At 61.5% G+C, this 15737-nt stretch carries 15 protein-coding genes; 7 read left to right on the top strand and 8 right to left on the bottom strand.

Going from position 1 to position 15737, the window contains the following annotated elements:
- Window positions 1–2: 2 nt before the first annotated feature.
- Complete coding sequence (locus E2N92_RS03525; protein WP_220682320.1) at window positions 3–1244, top strand: Coenzyme F420 hydrogenase/dehydrogenase, beta subunit C-terminal domain; 1242 nt, start codon at window positions 3–5, stop codon at window positions 1242–1244.
- A gap of 463 nt (window positions 1245–1707) precedes the next feature.
- Here the strand turns inward: E2N92_RS03525 and E2N92_RS03520 are convergent, their stop codons facing one another.
- Complete coding sequence (locus tag E2N92_RS03520; protein ID WP_220682319.1) at window positions 1708–1962, bottom strand: SemiSWEET family sugar transporter; 255 nt, start codon at window positions 1960–1962, stop codon at window positions 1708–1710.
- Between the two features lie 124 nt (window positions 1963–2086).
- Between E2N92_RS03520 and E2N92_RS03515 the strand changes: the two genes are divergently transcribed.
- The 4 genes from E2N92_RS03515 (at window position 2087) to E2N92_RS03500 (ending at window position 4484) form a co-directional block, all read left to right on the top strand.
- Complete coding sequence (locus tag E2N92_RS03515; RefSeq protein WP_220682318.1) at window positions 2087–2482, top strand: TspO/MBR family protein; 396 nt, start codon at window positions 2087–2089, stop codon at window positions 2480–2482.
- Between the two features lie 115 nt (window positions 2483–2597).
- Window positions 2598–3128 (top strand): PAS domain-containing protein, encoded by a 531-nt coding sequence (locus tag E2N92_RS03510; RefSeq protein ID WP_220682317.1) that lies wholly within the window; start codon window positions 2598–2600, stop codon window positions 3126–3128.
- Window positions 3129–3234: 106 nt separating this feature from the next.
- Window positions 3235–3822, top strand: coding sequence for a flavin reductase family protein (locus tag E2N92_RS03505; protein WP_220682316.1), 588 nt, complete (start codon window positions 3235–3237; stop codon window positions 3820–3822).
- Window positions 3819–4484 (top strand): class I SAM-dependent methyltransferase, encoded by a 666-nt coding sequence (locus E2N92_RS03500; protein ID WP_220682315.1) that lies wholly within the window; start codon window positions 3819–3821, stop codon window positions 4482–4484. Before E2N92_RS03505 ends, E2N92_RS03500 begins: the two co-directional genes overlap by 4 nt.
- Before the next feature lie 258 nt (window positions 4485–4742).
- On the opposite strand, the gene E2N92_RS03495 is transcribed toward E2N92_RS03500, so the two are convergent.
- The 4 genes from E2N92_RS03495 to wtpA all read right to left on the bottom strand — a co-directional run bounded on the left by E2N92_RS03495 (window position 4743) and on the right by wtpA (window position 8304).
- On the bottom strand, window positions 4743–5201 hold the full coding sequence (locus tag E2N92_RS03495; protein ID WP_246589298.1) for an acylphosphatase: 459 nt from the start codon (window positions 5199–5201) through the stop codon (window positions 4743–4745).
- A gap of 25 nt (window positions 5202–5226) precedes the next feature.
- Window positions 5227–6309, bottom strand: coding sequence for an ABC transporter ATP-binding protein (locus E2N92_RS03490; RefSeq protein WP_220682314.1), 1083 nt, complete (start codon window positions 6307–6309; stop codon window positions 5227–5229).
- A complete protein-coding gene (locus E2N92_RS03485) occupies window positions 6296–7108 on the bottom strand; it encodes an ABC transporter permease (RefSeq protein WP_220682313.1) in 813 nt (270 codons plus the stop codon). Before E2N92_RS03485 ends, E2N92_RS03490 begins: the two co-directional genes overlap by 14 nt.
- A gap of 98 nt (window positions 7109–7206) precedes the next feature.
- Window positions 7207–8304 (bottom strand): tungstate ABC transporter substrate-binding protein WtpA, encoded by a 1098-nt coding sequence (gene wtpA / locus E2N92_RS03480; protein WP_246589297.1) that lies wholly within the window; start codon window positions 8302–8304, stop codon window positions 7207–7209.
- 117 nt (window positions 8305–8421) lie between these two features.
- On the opposite strand from wtpA, the gene hisD reads away from it, so the two are divergent.
- Together hisD and E2N92_RS03470 are read left to right on the top strand one after the other, a co-directional pair.
- Complete coding sequence (gene hisD, locus E2N92_RS03475) at window positions 8422–9678, top strand: histidinol dehydrogenase (RefSeq protein ID WP_220682312.1); 1257 nt, start codon at window positions 8422–8424, stop codon at window positions 9676–9678.
- A 464-nt stretch (window positions 9679–10142) separates the two neighbouring features.
- A complete protein-coding gene (locus tag E2N92_RS03470; RefSeq protein WP_220682311.1) occupies window positions 10143–10406 on the top strand; it encodes a hypothetical protein in 264 nt (87 codons plus the stop codon).
- 1228 nt (window positions 10407–11634) lie between these two features.
- Here E2N92_RS03470 and E2N92_RS03465 read toward each other — a convergent pair.
- The 3 genes from E2N92_RS03465 to E2N92_RS03455 are packed head-to-tail and all read right to left on the bottom strand — an operon-like array spanning window position 11635 to window position 15698.
- Entirely contained in the window at window positions 11635–12603 is a 969-nt protein-coding gene (locus E2N92_RS03465; protein WP_220682310.1) for an HD domain-containing protein, read from the bottom strand.
- A 12-nt stretch (window positions 12604–12615) separates the two neighbouring features.
- Window positions 12616–13890 (bottom strand): BREX system ATP-binding protein BrxD, encoded by a 1275-nt coding sequence (gene brxD / locus E2N92_RS03460; RefSeq protein WP_220682309.1) that lies wholly within the window; start codon window positions 13888–13890, stop codon window positions 12616–12618.
- A 5-nt stretch (window positions 13891–13895) separates the two neighbouring features.
- On the bottom strand, window positions 13896–15698 hold the full coding sequence (locus E2N92_RS03455) for a tetratricopeptide repeat protein (protein WP_220682308.1): 1803 nt from the start codon (window positions 15696–15698) through the stop codon (window positions 13896–13898).
- Between the last annotated feature and the right edge of the window lie 39 nt (window positions 15699–15737).

Genomic DNA, 15737 nt, shown 5'->3' with positions numbered 1-15737 from the left:
AAATGTCAGCAAAAGGCGATATGTATTACGCATGGTCGACCGACGAGGACCTCCTTGCAAAGGGCGAGTGCGGCGGTGCCGTCTCCTCGCTCCTCAAGTTCGCTCTTGAGAGCAAGATGGTCGACGCGGTCCTTGCCGTGAAGAAGGGTGCGGACATCTACGATGCCGTCCCGACCCTCATCACCGACCCCGAAGAGATTGCGCAGGCTGCGGGTTCCCTCCACTGCGGGACGCTCCTCCTCTCCAAGCTCTTCAAGAAGTACCTCAACGGTGCCAACGACATGAAGATCGCGGTCACCGTCAAGGGCTGCGACGCAATGGGGATCTACGAACTTGCCAAGAGGCAGCAGATCAACCTCGACAATGTCGTGATGATCGGCCTCAACTGTGGTGGTACGGTCAGCCCGGTCACCGCCCGCAAGATGATCGCCGACAAGTTCGAGACCGACCCCGACACCGTCCTCAAGGAGGAGATCGACAAGGGTCAGTTCATCATCGAGACCGCCGAGGGCCACAAGGGCATCAAGATCGACGAGCTCGAGGAAGAGGGCTACGGCCGCAGGTCCAACTGCCGCCGGTGCAAGATGAAGGTCCCGCGCCAGGCAGACCTCGCCTGCGGGAACTGGGGTGTCATCGGCGACAAGGCCGGCAAGGCCACCTTCGTCGAAGTCTGCTCCGAGAAGGGTGCGAACCTCCTCGACGAGGCTGTCAAGGCAGGCAAGCTCGCCACCGAGGCTCCGATCCCCAAGGGCATCGAGATCCGCGGCAAGGTCGAGAACGCCATGCTCAAGCTCGGCGACTCCTGGCGTGCCAGGGACTTCGAGGCTCTCGGTGAGGGCAGCGACCGTCTGAAGAAGATCCTGGACGAGACTTCCCGGTGTATCAAGTGCTACCAGTGCATCGAGAACTGTCCGATCTGCTACTGTGTCGAGTGCTCCACCAAGAAGCCGTACCTGGTCAAGCCCGGTGAGATCCCGCCGAACTTCATGTTCCACCTCATCAGGTTCGCCCACATCTCCGACTCCTGCATCAACTGCGGTCAGTGCGAGGAACTCTGTGCCATGGACATCCCGAACTCGCTGTTCATGCACGCGCTCCAGGTCGACCTCCAGGAGATGTTCGGCTTTGTGCCGGGCGTCGACATGACCCTCCCGCTCCTTGCACTGGTTGAGGAGAACGAGGAGAGGAACAGGCTCTCTGCCACCGGCAGCGACCAGATCTTCAACATCTTCCAGAAGGAGTAAATCTCCTTCTTTTCGGGCCCTCCTGTGAGGAGGGCCTCGTTTTATTTTCAGGTTTCTTTTTTATCGGAGAGCATATCCCGGAAGAATCCCGGGCACGATCAATCATGGGGTCGAGATACTTCACGGTCATTTCTCTGCCTTCCCGACCGGCCCTATCTTCATCCCGGGGGTTCTGTGGCAGCGCCCCCGGCGCGATTGATGGGGGAAGGCGTGATGATCGATCAGGCGTGCCGCCCGCAATCGCAGACCCTTCATCGCTGTCTCACGCCGGGGGGCTTTGCCCCCCGGAGCCCCCCACGAAGAAGATAGCCGAGGGGCGGCACGATGCTCGAATTCGATTCACTCCTCGAACGCACGGATGAAGGTCAAGAATCGATCCAGATCTGATCTGATATTTTCATCGCGTATGCTTGAGGGGGGCGCTCGCCTCATGAAAAATTCTACAGAGCCGAGATTTTTTCATTCACCCTGAACGCACCTTCACTCCTCCGATCACGGCGACCAGGGCGGCGGTGACGCCGTTGGTGGCGACGATCGCCGCGTCGTCTCTCAGGAGACCATACACCAACCAGAGAGTGAGGCCAGTGAAGAGGAGGAACAGCATCAGGGCTGAGAAGTCATGGGCCGAGCGGGTGCGGAGGGTCCGTACCACCTGGGGAAAGAAGGAGACCGTGGTGAGCAGGCCGGCACTAAAACCGATGAGCATGGTCGCGTCCATGCACCCTCCTCCTCCTCTCCGGCTATAAATCCATCTCAGAAATCTGAGGGGCCGCCCCCACCAATCCGACGCGGCCGACGGGGAGAGAAAGGTCTATTTCATCGGGGGGTAGAAGGAGGACGCAATGGACCGCTCCACCTGGTACGCCTCGTTGAAGAAGCCATGGTTTAACCCGCCTGCGAGAGTCTTCGGGCCGGTCTGGGGAGTGCTCTACCTTCTGATGGCGGTTGCAGCGATCATCGTGATCATCGAGGACGGCCCGAACGCTCCACCGGCGCTCCTGGCATTTGCGGTGCAACTCGTCATCAACCTCCTCTGGCCCACGGTCTTCTGGGGTCGCCGCTCCCTCCTCGGAAGTTTTGTGGTGATCCTCCTCCTCTGGATCGCGGTGCTCGCGACGATCGTCCTCTTTTCACGGGTCTCGGGTCTGGCCGCCGCCCTCCTCCTTCCTTATCTCATCTGGGTAACCCTGGCCGCTCTCCTCAGCGGTGCGATCTGGCGGCTGAACCGCACGCCGTAAGGGTGATGCTCATGCTGTTGAGCGTTGCGGAACATGAGGGGAGAGATCCCGTGCGCCGGCCAGAACCCACAGGTTAAATACCTATCATTTATCTCCTACCCCGAAATATCCTCTAATGAAGATGGAGTTCATGGAACACACCCTGTCAGAACACGAAAAAAGGCTGACAAGCCTGAAATCTCACCATCCCTGCGACGAAGACACCCTCACCGCCGCCCGGATCCTCAAGTCCCTTCCCACCCCGGTCGTCGCACTCTCGCTATCCGGCGACCTCATCGCTCTCAACCGTGCCGCCGCCGTCCTTTTCGAGGTCGACCAGGAGAATGCCGTCGGCCAACCTGCAGAGGAGGTCTTCTCAACCGGTTGCGCTCACACCCTCAAAAAGATCGCACGACGTTCCGCCGACTTCTGCGTCGTCTCCCGGGCAACCCTGACCCACGCCGACAGGGACTACGCCGCCCTCGCCGCCCCGCTCAGACATGACGGAATAGTCAGCGGCGCGGTCGTCGTCATCGGCCCGTCCACACCCTCCGCCCCGGCCAGAGACCTCGCACCGGTCCGCACCGCCGACGGTGCGGGGTACTGGGTGCCGATCTATATCCCGAACTCAAGTGATACCTCGGACACCACCATCCACTTCAGGTGAGCGAAGGTCGTCGTCCGGGCTATGGGGGGGCAGGACCACAGCCTGATCTGAGGGGACATGCCGATCTTCCAAAAAAGTATTACTATTTTGAAAATAATTATGATCCATGGAACTACCCCCTCACCGAAGAGAGAATGTCCTCCCGCTTCCGGTCGTCCTCATTTCGACCGTCTCCCCTGACGGCATGCTCAACGCCGCGCCCTGGGGGAACATCACCCCGATCCTGCGACCGCTCGACGAGATCGTCCTTGCATCGTGGTTGAAGCGAGATACCCTCGAGAACATCAGGGCGACCGGCGAGTTCGTTGTCAATATCCCGACCGCCGGGATGAGTCGAGAAGTGATGGTCTGCGCACGCCACTATCCTCCAGAAGTCGATGAGTTTGCGGAAGCCGGACTCACCCCCCACCCGTCGAAAACCGTGCGCCCACCCGGCATCGAGGGGTGCATCGCATGGATGGAGTGCACCCTGGTCGAGGAGATCTGCAGGGACAAATATGTCCTCGTCATCGGAAAGGTGGAACGGCTCGAGGTCGACGACCGCTTCTTCACCGTTGACGGAGAGATGGACCCTTCAATTGCAAAGCCGCTCTGCATGCTCTGCGGGAAGAGCGGGATGCGGTTCACCTGCCCGGGAGGAGACGGGGAGTATCGATCATATGCCGAGATGTTCTCGTGGGAGGGATCTGCATGAAAGGAGAAGAGCACTTTCATGAGAAGGCAGACGTCTACGAAGACCTGATCGTCAGGATCGTCTCCGACGCACCGGCCTTCTTCGGCACGATCGCCGATTTCATCCCTGAGGGGAAGATCGAGGTTCTCGAACTCGGGAGCGGCACCGGTTTTGTCACCGAACAGATCCTCAGTGCCAACCCTCAGGCGAAAGTCACCTGCATCGACATGGACCCGGCCATGCTCGCGGTGGCGCAGAGAAAAGAGAACCTCAAGACGATCGCATTTCTCGAAGGGGACTTCAGGGAAGTCTGGCCGGACGGGATGTTCGACCTCGTCCTCACCTCGCTCTGCCTCCACCACCTCCCCGACGACGACCGGGCCATGATCCTCGGCCACGTCCACGACGCCCTGAAACCGGGGGGTCGGTTCGTCAACGGCGACGTCTTCAGACCCGAAGAGATTTGGGAAGAGAAGATCCTCAGCGCGCGGTGGTACCATTCGATGCAAACAAACGGTCTTCCAGCCGTCGAGGCGGAGAGCATGCTCGCAAAACGCGAGAGAAACTACCAATTCCTGGACACCTTCACCCACTTCAGAGAGAAGATGACCAGAGCAGGCTTCGAGCGGATCCTCTGCCCATATGTCGACGGCATCTATGCCGTCTTCGTTGGGTGCCGATGACGTTTATCTCTACGAGGGCGTGATGATCCGATGTGCCGCCCCTATTGAGACTTTTCACCGTCATCTCGCGCCTGGGGCTTTCCCCCCGGAACCCCCTACGGTGAGGATAGGTGGGGGCGGCAATGGGGTGGTGCTCCCACCCGGTGTCCCGTTTCAAAGGGGGAGCAGGGATCCATGCTCATTCCCGGGCTCCACGATAATATTCAATCGCGTATGCTTGAACCGGGGGTTCATCCCCGACTCTACACAGCCGGTATTTTATCTCTTCCCGGCCTCGACCAGTTCTTCGAGGAGGGCGTTCGTCTTCCTCTGCTCGGCGAGCATCTCCTGCTCGGTCTTGAGGATCTCCTTCATCAGGTCGAGGGCGAGCATGCTCCGCTTGAAGATCTCTTCTTTCCTGTCGCCGAACCGCGCCTCGAAACCGGTAAATTCGCCGGTAGGTTTTGTGAGGGAGATCGTGATCCCCTCGACCGAGATCACCGGTTCGTCCTGCGCTTCGACGGCGTCAAGGAAGGCAGCGAGGTCCGCGGCCTCTCCTTCGGCGACGATCTCGACGGTGCTGTCAGGGAGGTTTCTGACATATCCGGCCACACCGGTCCGTGCGGCACAGCCTGCCACATAACTCCGGTAGCCCACGCCCTGAACCCGGCCGTTCACACCCATCTCGATGCGGTGCACGCCGGTCATAGAAGAGAGGGGGTTCTCGTTCTCCTGCATTGAAGAACGTATGGTCCGGCGGGGTTTAAGGGAATACCGGTTGTTCTGTCGGGATGGCGAGAGCGGCGCTCGCCTTGAACCTGACCGAGACCTCGTCTCCAGGTTCGAGACTGCTCTCTTCCGCCGACCGGCGGGTGATCATGGCGACGAGCGGGAAACCGCAGTCGATCCTGACCATGACCAGCGGTCCGCCTCGCGGGACGACCTCGGTGATCGCTCCCTCTAAATGGTTGCGCGCCGTGTTCTCATCCCCTCCCGGACGCGCCAGGACCACGTCCGCCGCCCTGAAGGCGACCGAGACCCGGGTTCCCGGCCGGGCTTCCGAGAGGGCGAAGAGCATTCGCTCTCCGACACGGACCGAGGCAAGCCCGTCCTGGCTCGCGGCCACGACGCCCTCGACGAGATTCTCCATCCCCACGAAGCGCGCCACCTCCACTGACTGCGGGGTATCGAAGACCCCTTCGCGGGTATCTTCCTGGACGAGACGGCCGTCGATGATGACGGCGATCCGCGTCGCGAGCCGCAGCGCCTCCTCGCGTGCGTGCGTCACCTGGACCACCGTCAAACCGGTCTCCTTTCTCACCCTTGCAAGTTCGTCCATCAACGTCTCTTTCGTGACCGGGTCGAGGGCGGCGAAAGGTTCGTCGAGGAGGAGGATGTCGGGTTCGGTCGCGAGCGCCCTTGCGATCGCCACCCGCTGCTGCTCGCCGCCGCTCATCGTAAGGGGGTGGCGGTCGGCCAGGTGGGTGATGGAGAAGCGTTCCAGCAGTCGGTCCACTCTTCTTTCGATCTCGTCGCCGGGAATCTTTTTGAGACGCAGGCCAAAGCCGATATTCTTCCTGACGGTCATGTGGGGGAAGAGTGAGTAGTCCTGGTAGACCAGCGCCACCCCCCGCCGCTCGGGCGGGATGTCGCCGACGTCCTCCCCCCGCAGGAGGACGCGTCCCTCCCTGGGTGCGTGGAGGCCGGCGATCGCCTCGAGGACCACGGTCTTCCCGGCCCCCGACGGCCCGAGGATGCAGTAGTGGTCCCCCTGCCGGATCGAGAGACTCACGTCCTTCAGGGCAAAAGTTCCGAGTTCCAGTGATACATGTTCAAACGCGATCATCGTACCTCCCCACATGCTTCATGATGATCCTGAGCGCCGCAAAGAAGGTGAAACAGACCACGATCATCACAAATGCCACCGAAGTGCTCTCCCTGATCCCGTCGGTCGTGAAGGTGTTGTAGATGAGCGTCGAGATGACGAACGGGTAATAGGCGATGAACACGACGGCGGCGAACTCTCCGATAGCCCGGCCCCATGCCAGAATCGAACCGTTGAAGATGTGGCGCACGCTCAGGGGGAGCACCACTCTGGTGAATGCCTGGAACCTGGTGGCCCCCAGGGTGCGGGCCACATTTTCGAGGTGGACCGGCACCTTCTCGAACCCCTCCCTGACGGCGTCGACGAAGTACGGCGCCGAGACAAAGAGCATCGCGACGACGATCCCCGCGAACGCCTCTTCAAAGACGATCCCGACCTCGTAAAGGGGAGCACCGATGAGTCCCCGCCGCATGAAGAGGATATAGACCATGATGCCCGCCACGGTGTGCGGGAGCATCAGGGGCATGTCGATGAGCGCTTCCACGATCCCCTTCCCTCTGAAGTCGGTCCTGGCCAGGACATATGCCAGCGGGATCCCGAGGAAGAGGAGGATGACGACGGTGGCCAGGCCCGCTCCCATGGTGGTGAGGATGGTGCCGATGACTTTCTCCTCGGCCGCCACACGCAGGAGGTGTGGGATGTCGGAAAGTTCTCCGGCCGCCATGTTGAGGAGTGCAAGGAGCGTGTACAGGACGAGCAGGCTCCCGATGACGGCGAAGGAGAGGAGACAGCGGTCCGGGAGGGGGCGTCTTCTTCCCATGATCATATTCTGGACCTTCCATGCAGTTTGTTCTTTTGTTCTTCATCTGGAAAAGAGCGATTTTTGCCGGAGAAAATCTCAGTACAGAAAAAAAGAGGTTAGGGGGTGGAAGTGAGGTCTGCGAGTTCGGCAGGGACATCGCCGAAGCCGCTGGCCGGCACGATCGGGGGCTGGCCCTGACCGTTCATGATGGCCTGGCCTTCCTCGCCGATGAGCATCTTCACGAACTCAAGGCCCATTGCGGGGTCTTCGGCGTTCGTCGGGACGGTCACGCCGTAGACGACCGGTGTCGCGACCTTTATGCCGCCGGTGCAGTCGATCTGCACCTTCTTGTAGGTGTCGGCACACTCGACGGATGAGAGGTCGATGGCCTCGGGGAGTTCGAGGAAGTTCAGACCGTGCTGGACGGCGACGCTCCTGTACTCCCAGGCATAGTCAAGCCCGCCGGCCTGGAGCATCTGGACGAGTTCGACGCTCTTGGGACGGATCTGGAGCGGGAGTTCGGGTGCGGGCTCGGCGGCGTGGATGGTGTAGGTACCGTTCTCTTCGGTCACCGTGATGTTGCTGTGGGCGCTGACGGTGTTCTCAAAGATCTGGTCGTCGCCATAGTGGAGTTCTGCGAGCTGGATGACCATCGGGGAGCGGTAGCCGCAGGGGTCCTGGTTCGGGTCGGAGAAAGCCCAGTTGACGTCGTCCTTTGCGAGGATGGTGTACCAGTTTGCGTCGTTCAGTTCATTGGCGTACTTGCTCTCGTTGGTGTAGCAGAGGACAAGACGGTTCTTGGCGAAGGTGAGATACCAGTCAGCCTTCTCTGCCGGGACCATCAGGTCGGGGATGAGCAGGTAGTCGGCCGTGGCATAGACGTCGGCGGTCTTGCCGAGTTCGGTGATCTCGCGGGCGAGCTTGGTCGAGCCGCCGGCATAGAGCCTGACATCGACGCCAGGGTGCGCGGCCTCGAACTTCTGCTCGAGTTCCTCGAAGGGCTTGGCCAGGCTGCCGGCGTGGAAGACGTTCAGGACGCTTCCTTCAACCGGAGCAACGGTCTCGGTGGGAACTTTGGTGACATTCTCGTCGCCGGCCGCCGGGGTGGTGGCATCGTCGGTGGCGTCGGTCGTCTGGGTGCCGGTGCACCCGCAGAGGAAGACTGCGGCGCAAAGGAGCAGCACCGCAGCCATCAGCAGGGATTTCGATTTCATCACCCTGTAAATTGGTATCTCACTCAAATAATTCTTCTGAATTCATCTCTTCAGAGCAGACATCTTCCCGGTTCACGGCAAGCCTTAATGCCTTCGTGTGTCGAATCTTTTCGCACTATGTGGAAGGCGCTGGATGTTGCTGAATGGAAGGAACGGCGGCGGGCCGACCTCGCCGGGGTGCGGGAGGCCGTCGCCGGGATCGTCGAGGCGGTGGATCAGGACGGGGACGAGGCGCTCTATGCGCTTACGAAGAAGTTCGACCGCATCGAACTGGAAGACCTGGCGGTCGCCCCTGAGGAGTTCGAGGCGGCGTACGACGAGGTGGATGAGGCGCTGGTCGACGCCCTCGCCGATGCCGAGGCCAATATCAGGCGGTTCCACGAATTGCAGCGCAACCGTTCGCTCTGGCTCGAAGAGGTGGAGCCCGGCGTGGTGCTGGGCGTGAAGACGACGCCTCTCGACCGAGTCGGGGCCTATGTCCCGGGCGGCCGCGCGGCATACCCTTCGACGGCGCTGATGACCACGGTCCCCGCGCAGGTGGCCGGAGTGGAGGAGATCTGTGTCTGCTCCCCGCCTCCCATCCACCCCCTCACCCTCGTCGCTCTCGACCTGGCCGGGGTGGACGAGTGCTACCGGATCGGCGGGGCGCAGGCGATCGCCGCGATGGCACTGGGGACCGAAACGATCGACCCGGTCCAGAAGATCGTCGGGCCCGGAAACGTCTTTGTGACTGCAGCGAAGATGATGCTCAGAGACCACGCCGAGATCGACTTCCCGGCCGGTCCTTCAGAGATCGGGGTGCTTGCCGACACCAGCGCGGACCCGGTCTTCGTCGCCGCCGACGTCCTTGCCCAGGCCGAGCACGACCCCCATGCCGGGTGCGTCCTGGTCACCACCGACCCCACCCTCCCCGCGCGCGTCGGGGCCGAGATCAGGCGGCAACTCGAGACGGCCGAACGCCGGGAGATCATCGAGGCCGCCCTTAAGAACTCCGGTTATGTCGTCGCCGCCGACTTCGACGAGGCCGTCGTGGCGATGGACGAGATCGCTCCCGAACACCTCTCCATCCAGGTCGCCGACCCGATGGCCGCCCTCAACGCCGTCCACCATGCCGGCTCCATCTTTGTCGGGCCGTACACGGCCGTCGCCTTCGGAGACTATGCGTCGGGGACCAACCACGTCCTCCCGACCGCGGGCTATGCCAGGACGTACTCGGGCCTGGACATCCACCACTTCTGCAAGACATCATCGGTCCAGATGCTCAGCAGGGAGGGCGCCGAGGCGCTCGGCGATATCGTCGAGTCGCTCGCCACCGCCGAGGGCCTCCACGCCCACGCCAACTCGGTGCGGCTCCGCCGGCAGCGGCGGAAGTGAATTCTTTTTTTCTGTTTTTGGGGCTCTGTAGAATCAGGCATGAACCCCTGGCTCAAGCATACGGGATGAAAATTTCTCGTCGTTTGCTCTCTCTCTATTCAAGACAGGAGAATCTGGGGGGATCGTGTTCCATCGCCGCCCCCACCTATCTTCGTCGTGGGGGTCCGGGGGACAGCATGATGCTCGACTTCGATTCACTCCTCGAACGCACGGATGAGGATCAAGAATCAATCCAGTTCTGGTATGATATTTTCATCTCGTATGCTTGAGGCGTCCTCTCGCCTCATGCAGAATTCTACAGAGCCAAAAAAACTACACAATAATACCCGGATACTGGAGATGGTCTCTCTAATATGGCTTCTCCTTCATCCCTCCTCCACTGCTTTCATGTGCGGGAAGTCTGGAGGATACGACCCCTGATTAAAAGATCATCATTAATAATGATCGAAAGTACACTTGTTTGGATGAACTCTCAGGAAGTGCCGGCCATGCGGTATATCGTGGTCGACCGGGCGGCGGGCGAGACACTCTGCATCACCTCCGACCTGGAAGAGGCATGTACCGTCTTGCGGGAACAGATCGGGTACTCTGCCGAAGTCCATGCCATCCCCGCCCGGACCCGGGCAGTCGTCCTCGGTAGGAAAACCCGGGATGCCGGGACGAGGGCGGTGGAGTATGGGCAATGCAGGAGGGGGGTGCCATTTCCGGGGATGTTCGGGATTGTGTAAGGATGGTGTGGGATGGTGCTGTCTCACCCTCTGCATGTATAGAACCTGGAGAACTCGCCTCAGGCATACACATGAAAACTGTTTCATGGCAAATCCTCCGAGGGAGTCTCTCTGCCGGGGGGCCGCCGCCCCGGTGGACTTCCGGTCTTTTTCACGGTAAACCCTCTCCCTTTTGTCGGAGCGGTCCTCTGACAATAAAATAAGGACTCTGTAGAAAACATCCGCTTTTCATCACCTCAACCTCCTGTGACCTTCATCCATCGCCTTCCCTCATGCTCACGCCGGGGGCTCCTCCCGGGATGAAGATTGGGGCGGAAGGCGGAGAAATGACCCTGAAAGGGAGGTTGCAGTCCACCGCCTATCGCTCGCGCGGGGGGTTCGGTGGACGGCACGCCCCCCGTCGAAGAGAACCATCAAGAAGATTTACTATGAGCATATCCCAGAAGTAGCCGGACCGATCAGACGTGCCGCCCACCAAGAGAAGAAAGCGTGTTTCCTTCCTCTCTCGCGCCGGGGGGAGACCCCCCGGACCCCCCCACGACGAAGATAGGGGCGGGGCGGCAGCAATCTCTTGAACGACACTGTACTTCAGAAACTTCTTCCCATCACCCGCCAGGGCCAGAGTTTTGGGATGACCTCTATGAGCATATCCCAGAAGTAGTCGGGGCTCGATCAATCATCAGGATCGAGACACTTTCCAGCCATTCCTCTGCCTCCCCCACTTCAATCGCCATCCCAGAGGTCCAGGGCGGCGGCCCCTGTGTGAGTAACAGAGGGAAGCAGATCGATCAGCCGTGCCGCCCACAAAGAGAAGAAAGCGTGTTTCCTTGCTCTCTTCTGCCGGGGGAAATCCCCGGACCCCCCACGACGAAGATAGGGGAGGGCCGGCAACAATCTCTTGAAAGACACTGTGCTTCAGAAAGTTCTTCCACTCTCCTATCAAGGCCAGAGAAGTTTAGGGATGATCTCATGGCTATTTCTCTGCCTTCCCGGCCCCATCGTAATCCCGGGGGTCCGGGGTGCTAGCCCCCCCGGCGCGGCGGTGTGGGAAGGCATGAATGCATGGGTGCGCAACGAAAAGGGGAGGATATTTTCTCCACATCCACCGCTATCTTCTGAGAGGAGGAGGACTGAAGAGTTTTGGGATGACCTCAAAGCCAGAATAAGAATGATTCTCGGGCGCTGAGCGTCAGCAACCCCACCGAAAAAACTCGTTGCAGGGTGCCGGTCACTCGAAACGCCAGACCGGTCCGCCTGATCGCCATCCATTTCTCTTCCCGCTTCCCGGGACGAGATCGGCCTGGTCGTCGGCGGCCTCCCTGAGGGTGGCGCTGGTCAGGTCGGCGAGGTGGACCGTCCAGGCCTCGGGCGTCTGGCAGGGCACCTCGCCGTGCGGCCCGTGGTGGGCCTGGAGGATGTGGAGGAGGTGAGCGGCCTTCCCGGCCGGCAGGCGCTTCTTTGCGATGGGAGCGATATAGGACACGCCAAGCGTGACGTGGCCGACGAGGTCGTATTCCGGCTGCGCCGCAAAGCCGAGCCCCTGCTCCTCGAAACAGAAAGCCTTCCCGATGTCGTGGAGAAGGGCGCCGGCGATGACCAGGTCGCGGTCGGCATCGGTCCGTCCGGCCTCGCAGGCCGCCAGCGCGATCCTGGCCGTCTCGAGCGTGTGCTCTGCAAGCCCTCCCCTGTACTCGTGGTGCCTCCCCTTTGCCGCGGGTTTGATGAAGAACCCGTCGACCGACGAGATCGCCTCCAGCACCATCTGGCCGAGCACCGGGTCGGTGATCTCGCCGGCCATCCTGAGCACCCCGCCCTTCAGGTCCAGGTCTTTGACCGGCGAGGAGACATAGTCGTTCGGATCGACGAGCGCGGGAGAGACCGGTTCGGCGAGGGCGGCGATCCCCTCGTTCACCGAGACCTGGACCGATCCGTTGTAGATCTTCGCAAAACCCCGCACCTGGTAAACCTCCCCGGGCCGCAGGGATGAGGCGATCTCCATGACTGTGTCACCGTACCCCTGCACGCCCCAGATAAAGCAGGAGAGCGTGCCGGTGACGTCGGCGATCTCTGCCCAGATATACGGGCTCCCGTCCTTCTTCTGCTTCACCTCGAAGGTCTTGAGGAGGAAGAGGTCGTCCACCCCCTCACCGTCGGTGACCTCTGCTGCATACTTCTGTTTTCCGGGTCTCTCGCTCATCTCATGCACCCCTCAGAACTCGACCTCAAAGAAGGCCTCTTCCTCCTCGTTCAGTTCCTGCTTCACCTTCCCGGCATCGAAGGCATAGGTCTTGCCCGGGTCGTAGTCGGTATAGAGTTCGCACTTGTCCAGGACATCGACGAACTCGCGCAGGAAGACCCGCGGGATGACATCCACCCGCCCGCCGAAGCGCGAGGTGACTCCCTCGATCATCCCCCTGACAAAACGGTGAGAGATCCGCTCCCGGTCCACCGGCCCATACGCGTCCGAGTAGATCTCGGAGACCTTCCGGGCGGCCGACTCGAGTTTCTGCCCGTCGAAGGGCGAGAGTTCGATCTGGGCCTGGAGGGGATTGGCATACCCGTCGGCCCCTACGACCTTCAACCGGTCGTACAGCGGCGGGAGCGACCTGATCCCCTTCGAGCCTTCGAAAAAGGCCGGCGTCCCGGTGAAGAGGAAATAGCAGCAGGGCATCTGCCCGCGGTCGGCGGCGTCGACGATCTGGCGGAGGTTGTTGTAACCCCGCTGCCGCAGGTTGGAGGGGAGGGCCTGCACCGTCTCGACCTCGTCGACGGCCACGGCGAGACCGCGGTACCCCGCTCCCCGGATCACCCGCACGATCCCCTGGAGAAAGACCAGAGCCGAGACCTCGTCGACCTCGCCCTTCACCCCGGCCGCCCGGCGGAAGTCGCGGCCGACATGGGGCTCGCCGGAGAGCCAGCCGAGTGCTGCCTGGGCGAGCTGGAAATCTCCCGCGTTGTTGGCGGTGTAGTAGACCCGCAGCGCCGCCGCCAGTGCCGGGTTGACTGCCGAGATGTCGGTGAGCGCCTCCTCGATCCGCGCCACTGTCCCGGCCTCCAGTGCCTCGTCCTCCTCGGTCTTCTCAACCTCGATGATCCGCTCCTCGATCGAGAAGGTCCAGTTGTCGATGACCTCCTTGAGGGCGTTCTCGTGCTCGGCCGTCCGCAGGGACGAAAGGATCCGGTAATATAGCGCCCCCAACTTGTGGAGCGGCGTGTCGGCCGAGATCATCACATGGGCGGTCGCAAACCCTTTCTCGCGTGCGATCTCAAGCGCCCGCGCCACCAGAAAGGTCTTTCCGCTCCCGTAGTCCCCGCGTACGAACTTGACATCCGCCCCACCCGAGGCGACGTACTCGAGTTGCTCGCCGATCACCCGTCCCTCGACATCGAGTCCGACCGCAAGTCGCTCGAGCCCTGCGGCCGGCACGGTGCCGCGCCTGAGGGCGTTGATAATCCCGATACTCTCAGCCTTCTTCTCGTCCATCCTCTTCACTTCCCGCAGTAGACATAGATCTCGCCGTGCTCACCCATCCCCTGTTTCTCGATGAGGGAAATTCCGATGTCTGCCGCCTTTTTGATGAGCCGGTTGACCGTCCCGCTCACCCGCCTCGTCCCGAGCACTTTGCGGAGTTCTTCTTCATTGCTCTCTCGGTGCTGTTTTAAAAAGGCGACGAGCGCCTCTTCGCGTTCGTCAAGTTCCAGGTCGAGGAGGTCGTCGCTCTCCTCCTTCTCCTTGCTCTTCCCCGCAGGACCGGTGTTGCCGAAGGAGAGCACCGGTCGTTCGGCCACCGTCGCCCTCTTGCACCGGGCGACGAGATCGAAGAACTCGTCGGTATGGGTTCTGGTCAGATCAAGCCCGTACAGGCAGCATTCTTTGCACCGCACGTACTCGCCTGCCTCGAGCGCCCCCTCTGCGGCGCAGAGATAAACCCTGGCAAAGACCTCTACTCCTTCGGGCCCGAGGGTCCCGATTTCGCCGGAGAACCTGGTGATGAGAGCTTCGACCAGGCGCTGCATCTTCTGCCACCCGCGCTTCGCCTCGAGAACCGTCTCAGCCACCCGCACCAGGTCCCCGGTCTTTTTGAGGTGAGTAAGGACATAGAGAAGCACCTTCTCGCACTCGCGCAGGTCTCCCTCCTGTGCCAGGAACCCGGCATACTCGACCCCACCGTTGAGGTAGTCGAGGCGGTAGGCCCGGTACAGCCATTCGCGTGCCTCTTTCGTCTCCCCGAAGGAGGCATAGAACCAACCGGTCCGCACCAGACTGACCACGTTCGGGTCGCCCGAGACCACCGAGAGGTAACACCCGGGCACGGTCGTCAGGGTGTACGCTTTCCTGAGAAAACCCTCGTACGCCCCGATGATCATCGAGAGCGTCTCAAGGTCGTTGCCCTGCCTGATCTCCTCTCTGATCAGTTCTTCATATCCCTGCTGTGCCAGGTCGGTCTCACCGGTCCCGGCCACGAGTTCGCAGGCGACGAGCTGGTGGATCGGGTCCGGCCTCTCTTCGATGAGTCGTTTGCAGGCCTCCAGCGCCTCCCGGCACCGTTTTTCGGACTTGAGGAGGAGGACATAGTCGAGGGCCAGGTCGTCGTCCGGGCATTCCTGGAGGAACGTCGGGAAGAGATGCAGGGCGGCGGGGCGGTCGAAGATTGCCAGCGCGGCGAGGTGCTGGCGCAGGAACCCGGGGTCACGGCATGAGCGGTATGCTGCAAGAGCCGTCTTCGCCGCCTCCCGGTGTCTCCCGGCGATCATCAGGGCATCGATGTATTCGGTCTCCGCTCCCTCGCTGCCGGAGAGCGACGCATGGACCTCCAGCGCCCGCTCGCCGTCGCCGGTCTCGATGAGGCTGCGCATCAGGGCGATAGCGTCGTCCCGCTTCCCTGAGATGGACACGAGGGCCGAAAGGAGAGGCAGGGCGGCGCGGTGGTCGCCCAACCCGGTGAAGTGCGCCGCATAGGCCCGCAACGCCTCCTCGTTCCCGGGATCAAGTTGGACCGCCCGGGCGTACGCAGCGGTTCCTCCTTCCTTTCCGGCGGTCTCCAGTACCTTCCCGAGGAAACTGTGGTAATATGACGAGTCCGGCGAGTGCGTAATGAGATCGCGCAGACGCACTTCGGCCTCGTCGTACTCGCCGAGGGCAAAATAGTTGGTCACGACGAGGACCGCGACCGAAGGGTCATCCTTCCCGCCGGGGAGTGCGTTGCAACACTCGATCGACTCGCGGTAATGTCCTGCTTCATAGAGGGCGAACGCCTCTTCCCTGCCATCGGCGGGTGATCCCTCGGTCATAGCAGGGTGTACTGGGAGGTGCGGCCCAATAAGCATACT

It is taken from the genome of Methanofollis formosanus, assembly GCF_019633745.1.
Taxonomy (GTDB): Archaea; Halobacteriota; Methanomicrobia; order Methanomicrobiales; family Methanofollaceae; genus Methanofollis; species Methanofollis formosanus.
The sequence above is the reverse complement of the archived record's forward strand: the minus strand, read 5'-3'. Positions and strand labels throughout refer to the sequence as shown.

Bases quoted from the DNA above. Each gene is read 5' to 3' on its own strand.
- E2N92_RS03525 (WP_220682320.1), top strand. From the start codon at position 3: ATGTCAGCAAAAGGCGATATGTATTACGCATGGTCGACCGACGAGGAC.
- E2N92_RS03520 (WP_220682319.1), bottom strand. From the start codon at position 1,962: ATGGACGCGACCATGCTCATCGGTTTTAGTGCCGGCCTGCTCACCACG.
- E2N92_RS03515 (WP_220682318.1), top strand. From the start codon at position 2,087: ATGGACCGCTCCACCTGGTACGCCTCGTTGAAGAAGCCATGGTTTAAC.
- E2N92_RS03510 (WP_220682317.1), top strand. From the start codon at position 2,598: ATGAAGATGGAGTTCATGGAACACACCCTGTCAGAACACGAAAAAAGG.
- E2N92_RS03505 (WP_220682316.1), top strand. From the start codon at position 3,235: ATGGAACTACCCCCTCACCGAAGAGAGAATGTCCTCCCGCTTCCGGTC.
- E2N92_RS03500 (WP_220682315.1), top strand. From the start codon at position 3,819: ATGAAAGGAGAAGAGCACTTTCATGAGAAGGCAGACGTCTACGAAGAC.
- E2N92_RS03495 (WP_246589298.1), bottom strand. From the start codon at position 5,201: ATGCAGGAGAACGAGAACCCCCTCTCTTCTATGACCGGCGTGCACCGC.
- E2N92_RS03490 (WP_220682314.1), bottom strand. From the start codon at position 6,309: ATGATCGCGTTTGAACATGTATCACTGGAACTCGGAACTTTTGCCCTG.
- E2N92_RS03485 (WP_220682313.1), bottom strand. From the start codon at position 7,108: ATGGGAAGAAGACGCCCCCTCCCGGACCGCTGTCTCCTCTCCTTCGCC.
- wtpA (WP_246589297.1), bottom strand. From the start codon at position 8,304: ATGAAATCGAAATCCCTGCTGATGGCTGCGGTGCTGCTCCTTTGCGCC.
- hisD (WP_220682312.1), top strand. From the start codon at position 8,422: ATGTGGAAGGCGCTGGATGTTGCTGAATGGAAGGAACGGCGGCGGGCC.
- E2N92_RS03470 (WP_220682311.1), top strand. From the start codon at position 10,143: ATGAACTCTCAGGAAGTGCCGGCCATGCGGTATATCGTGGTCGACCGG.
- E2N92_RS03465 (WP_220682310.1), bottom strand. From the start codon at position 12,603: ATGAGCGAGAGACCCGGAAAACAGAAGTATGCAGCAGAGGTCACCGAC.
- brxD (WP_220682309.1), bottom strand. From the start codon at position 13,890: ATGGACGAGAAGAAGGCTGAGAGTATCGGGATTATCAACGCCCTCAGG.
- E2N92_RS03455 (WP_220682308.1), bottom strand. From the start codon at position 15,698: ATGACCGAGGGATCACCCGCCGATGGCAGGGAAGAGGCGTTCGCCCTC.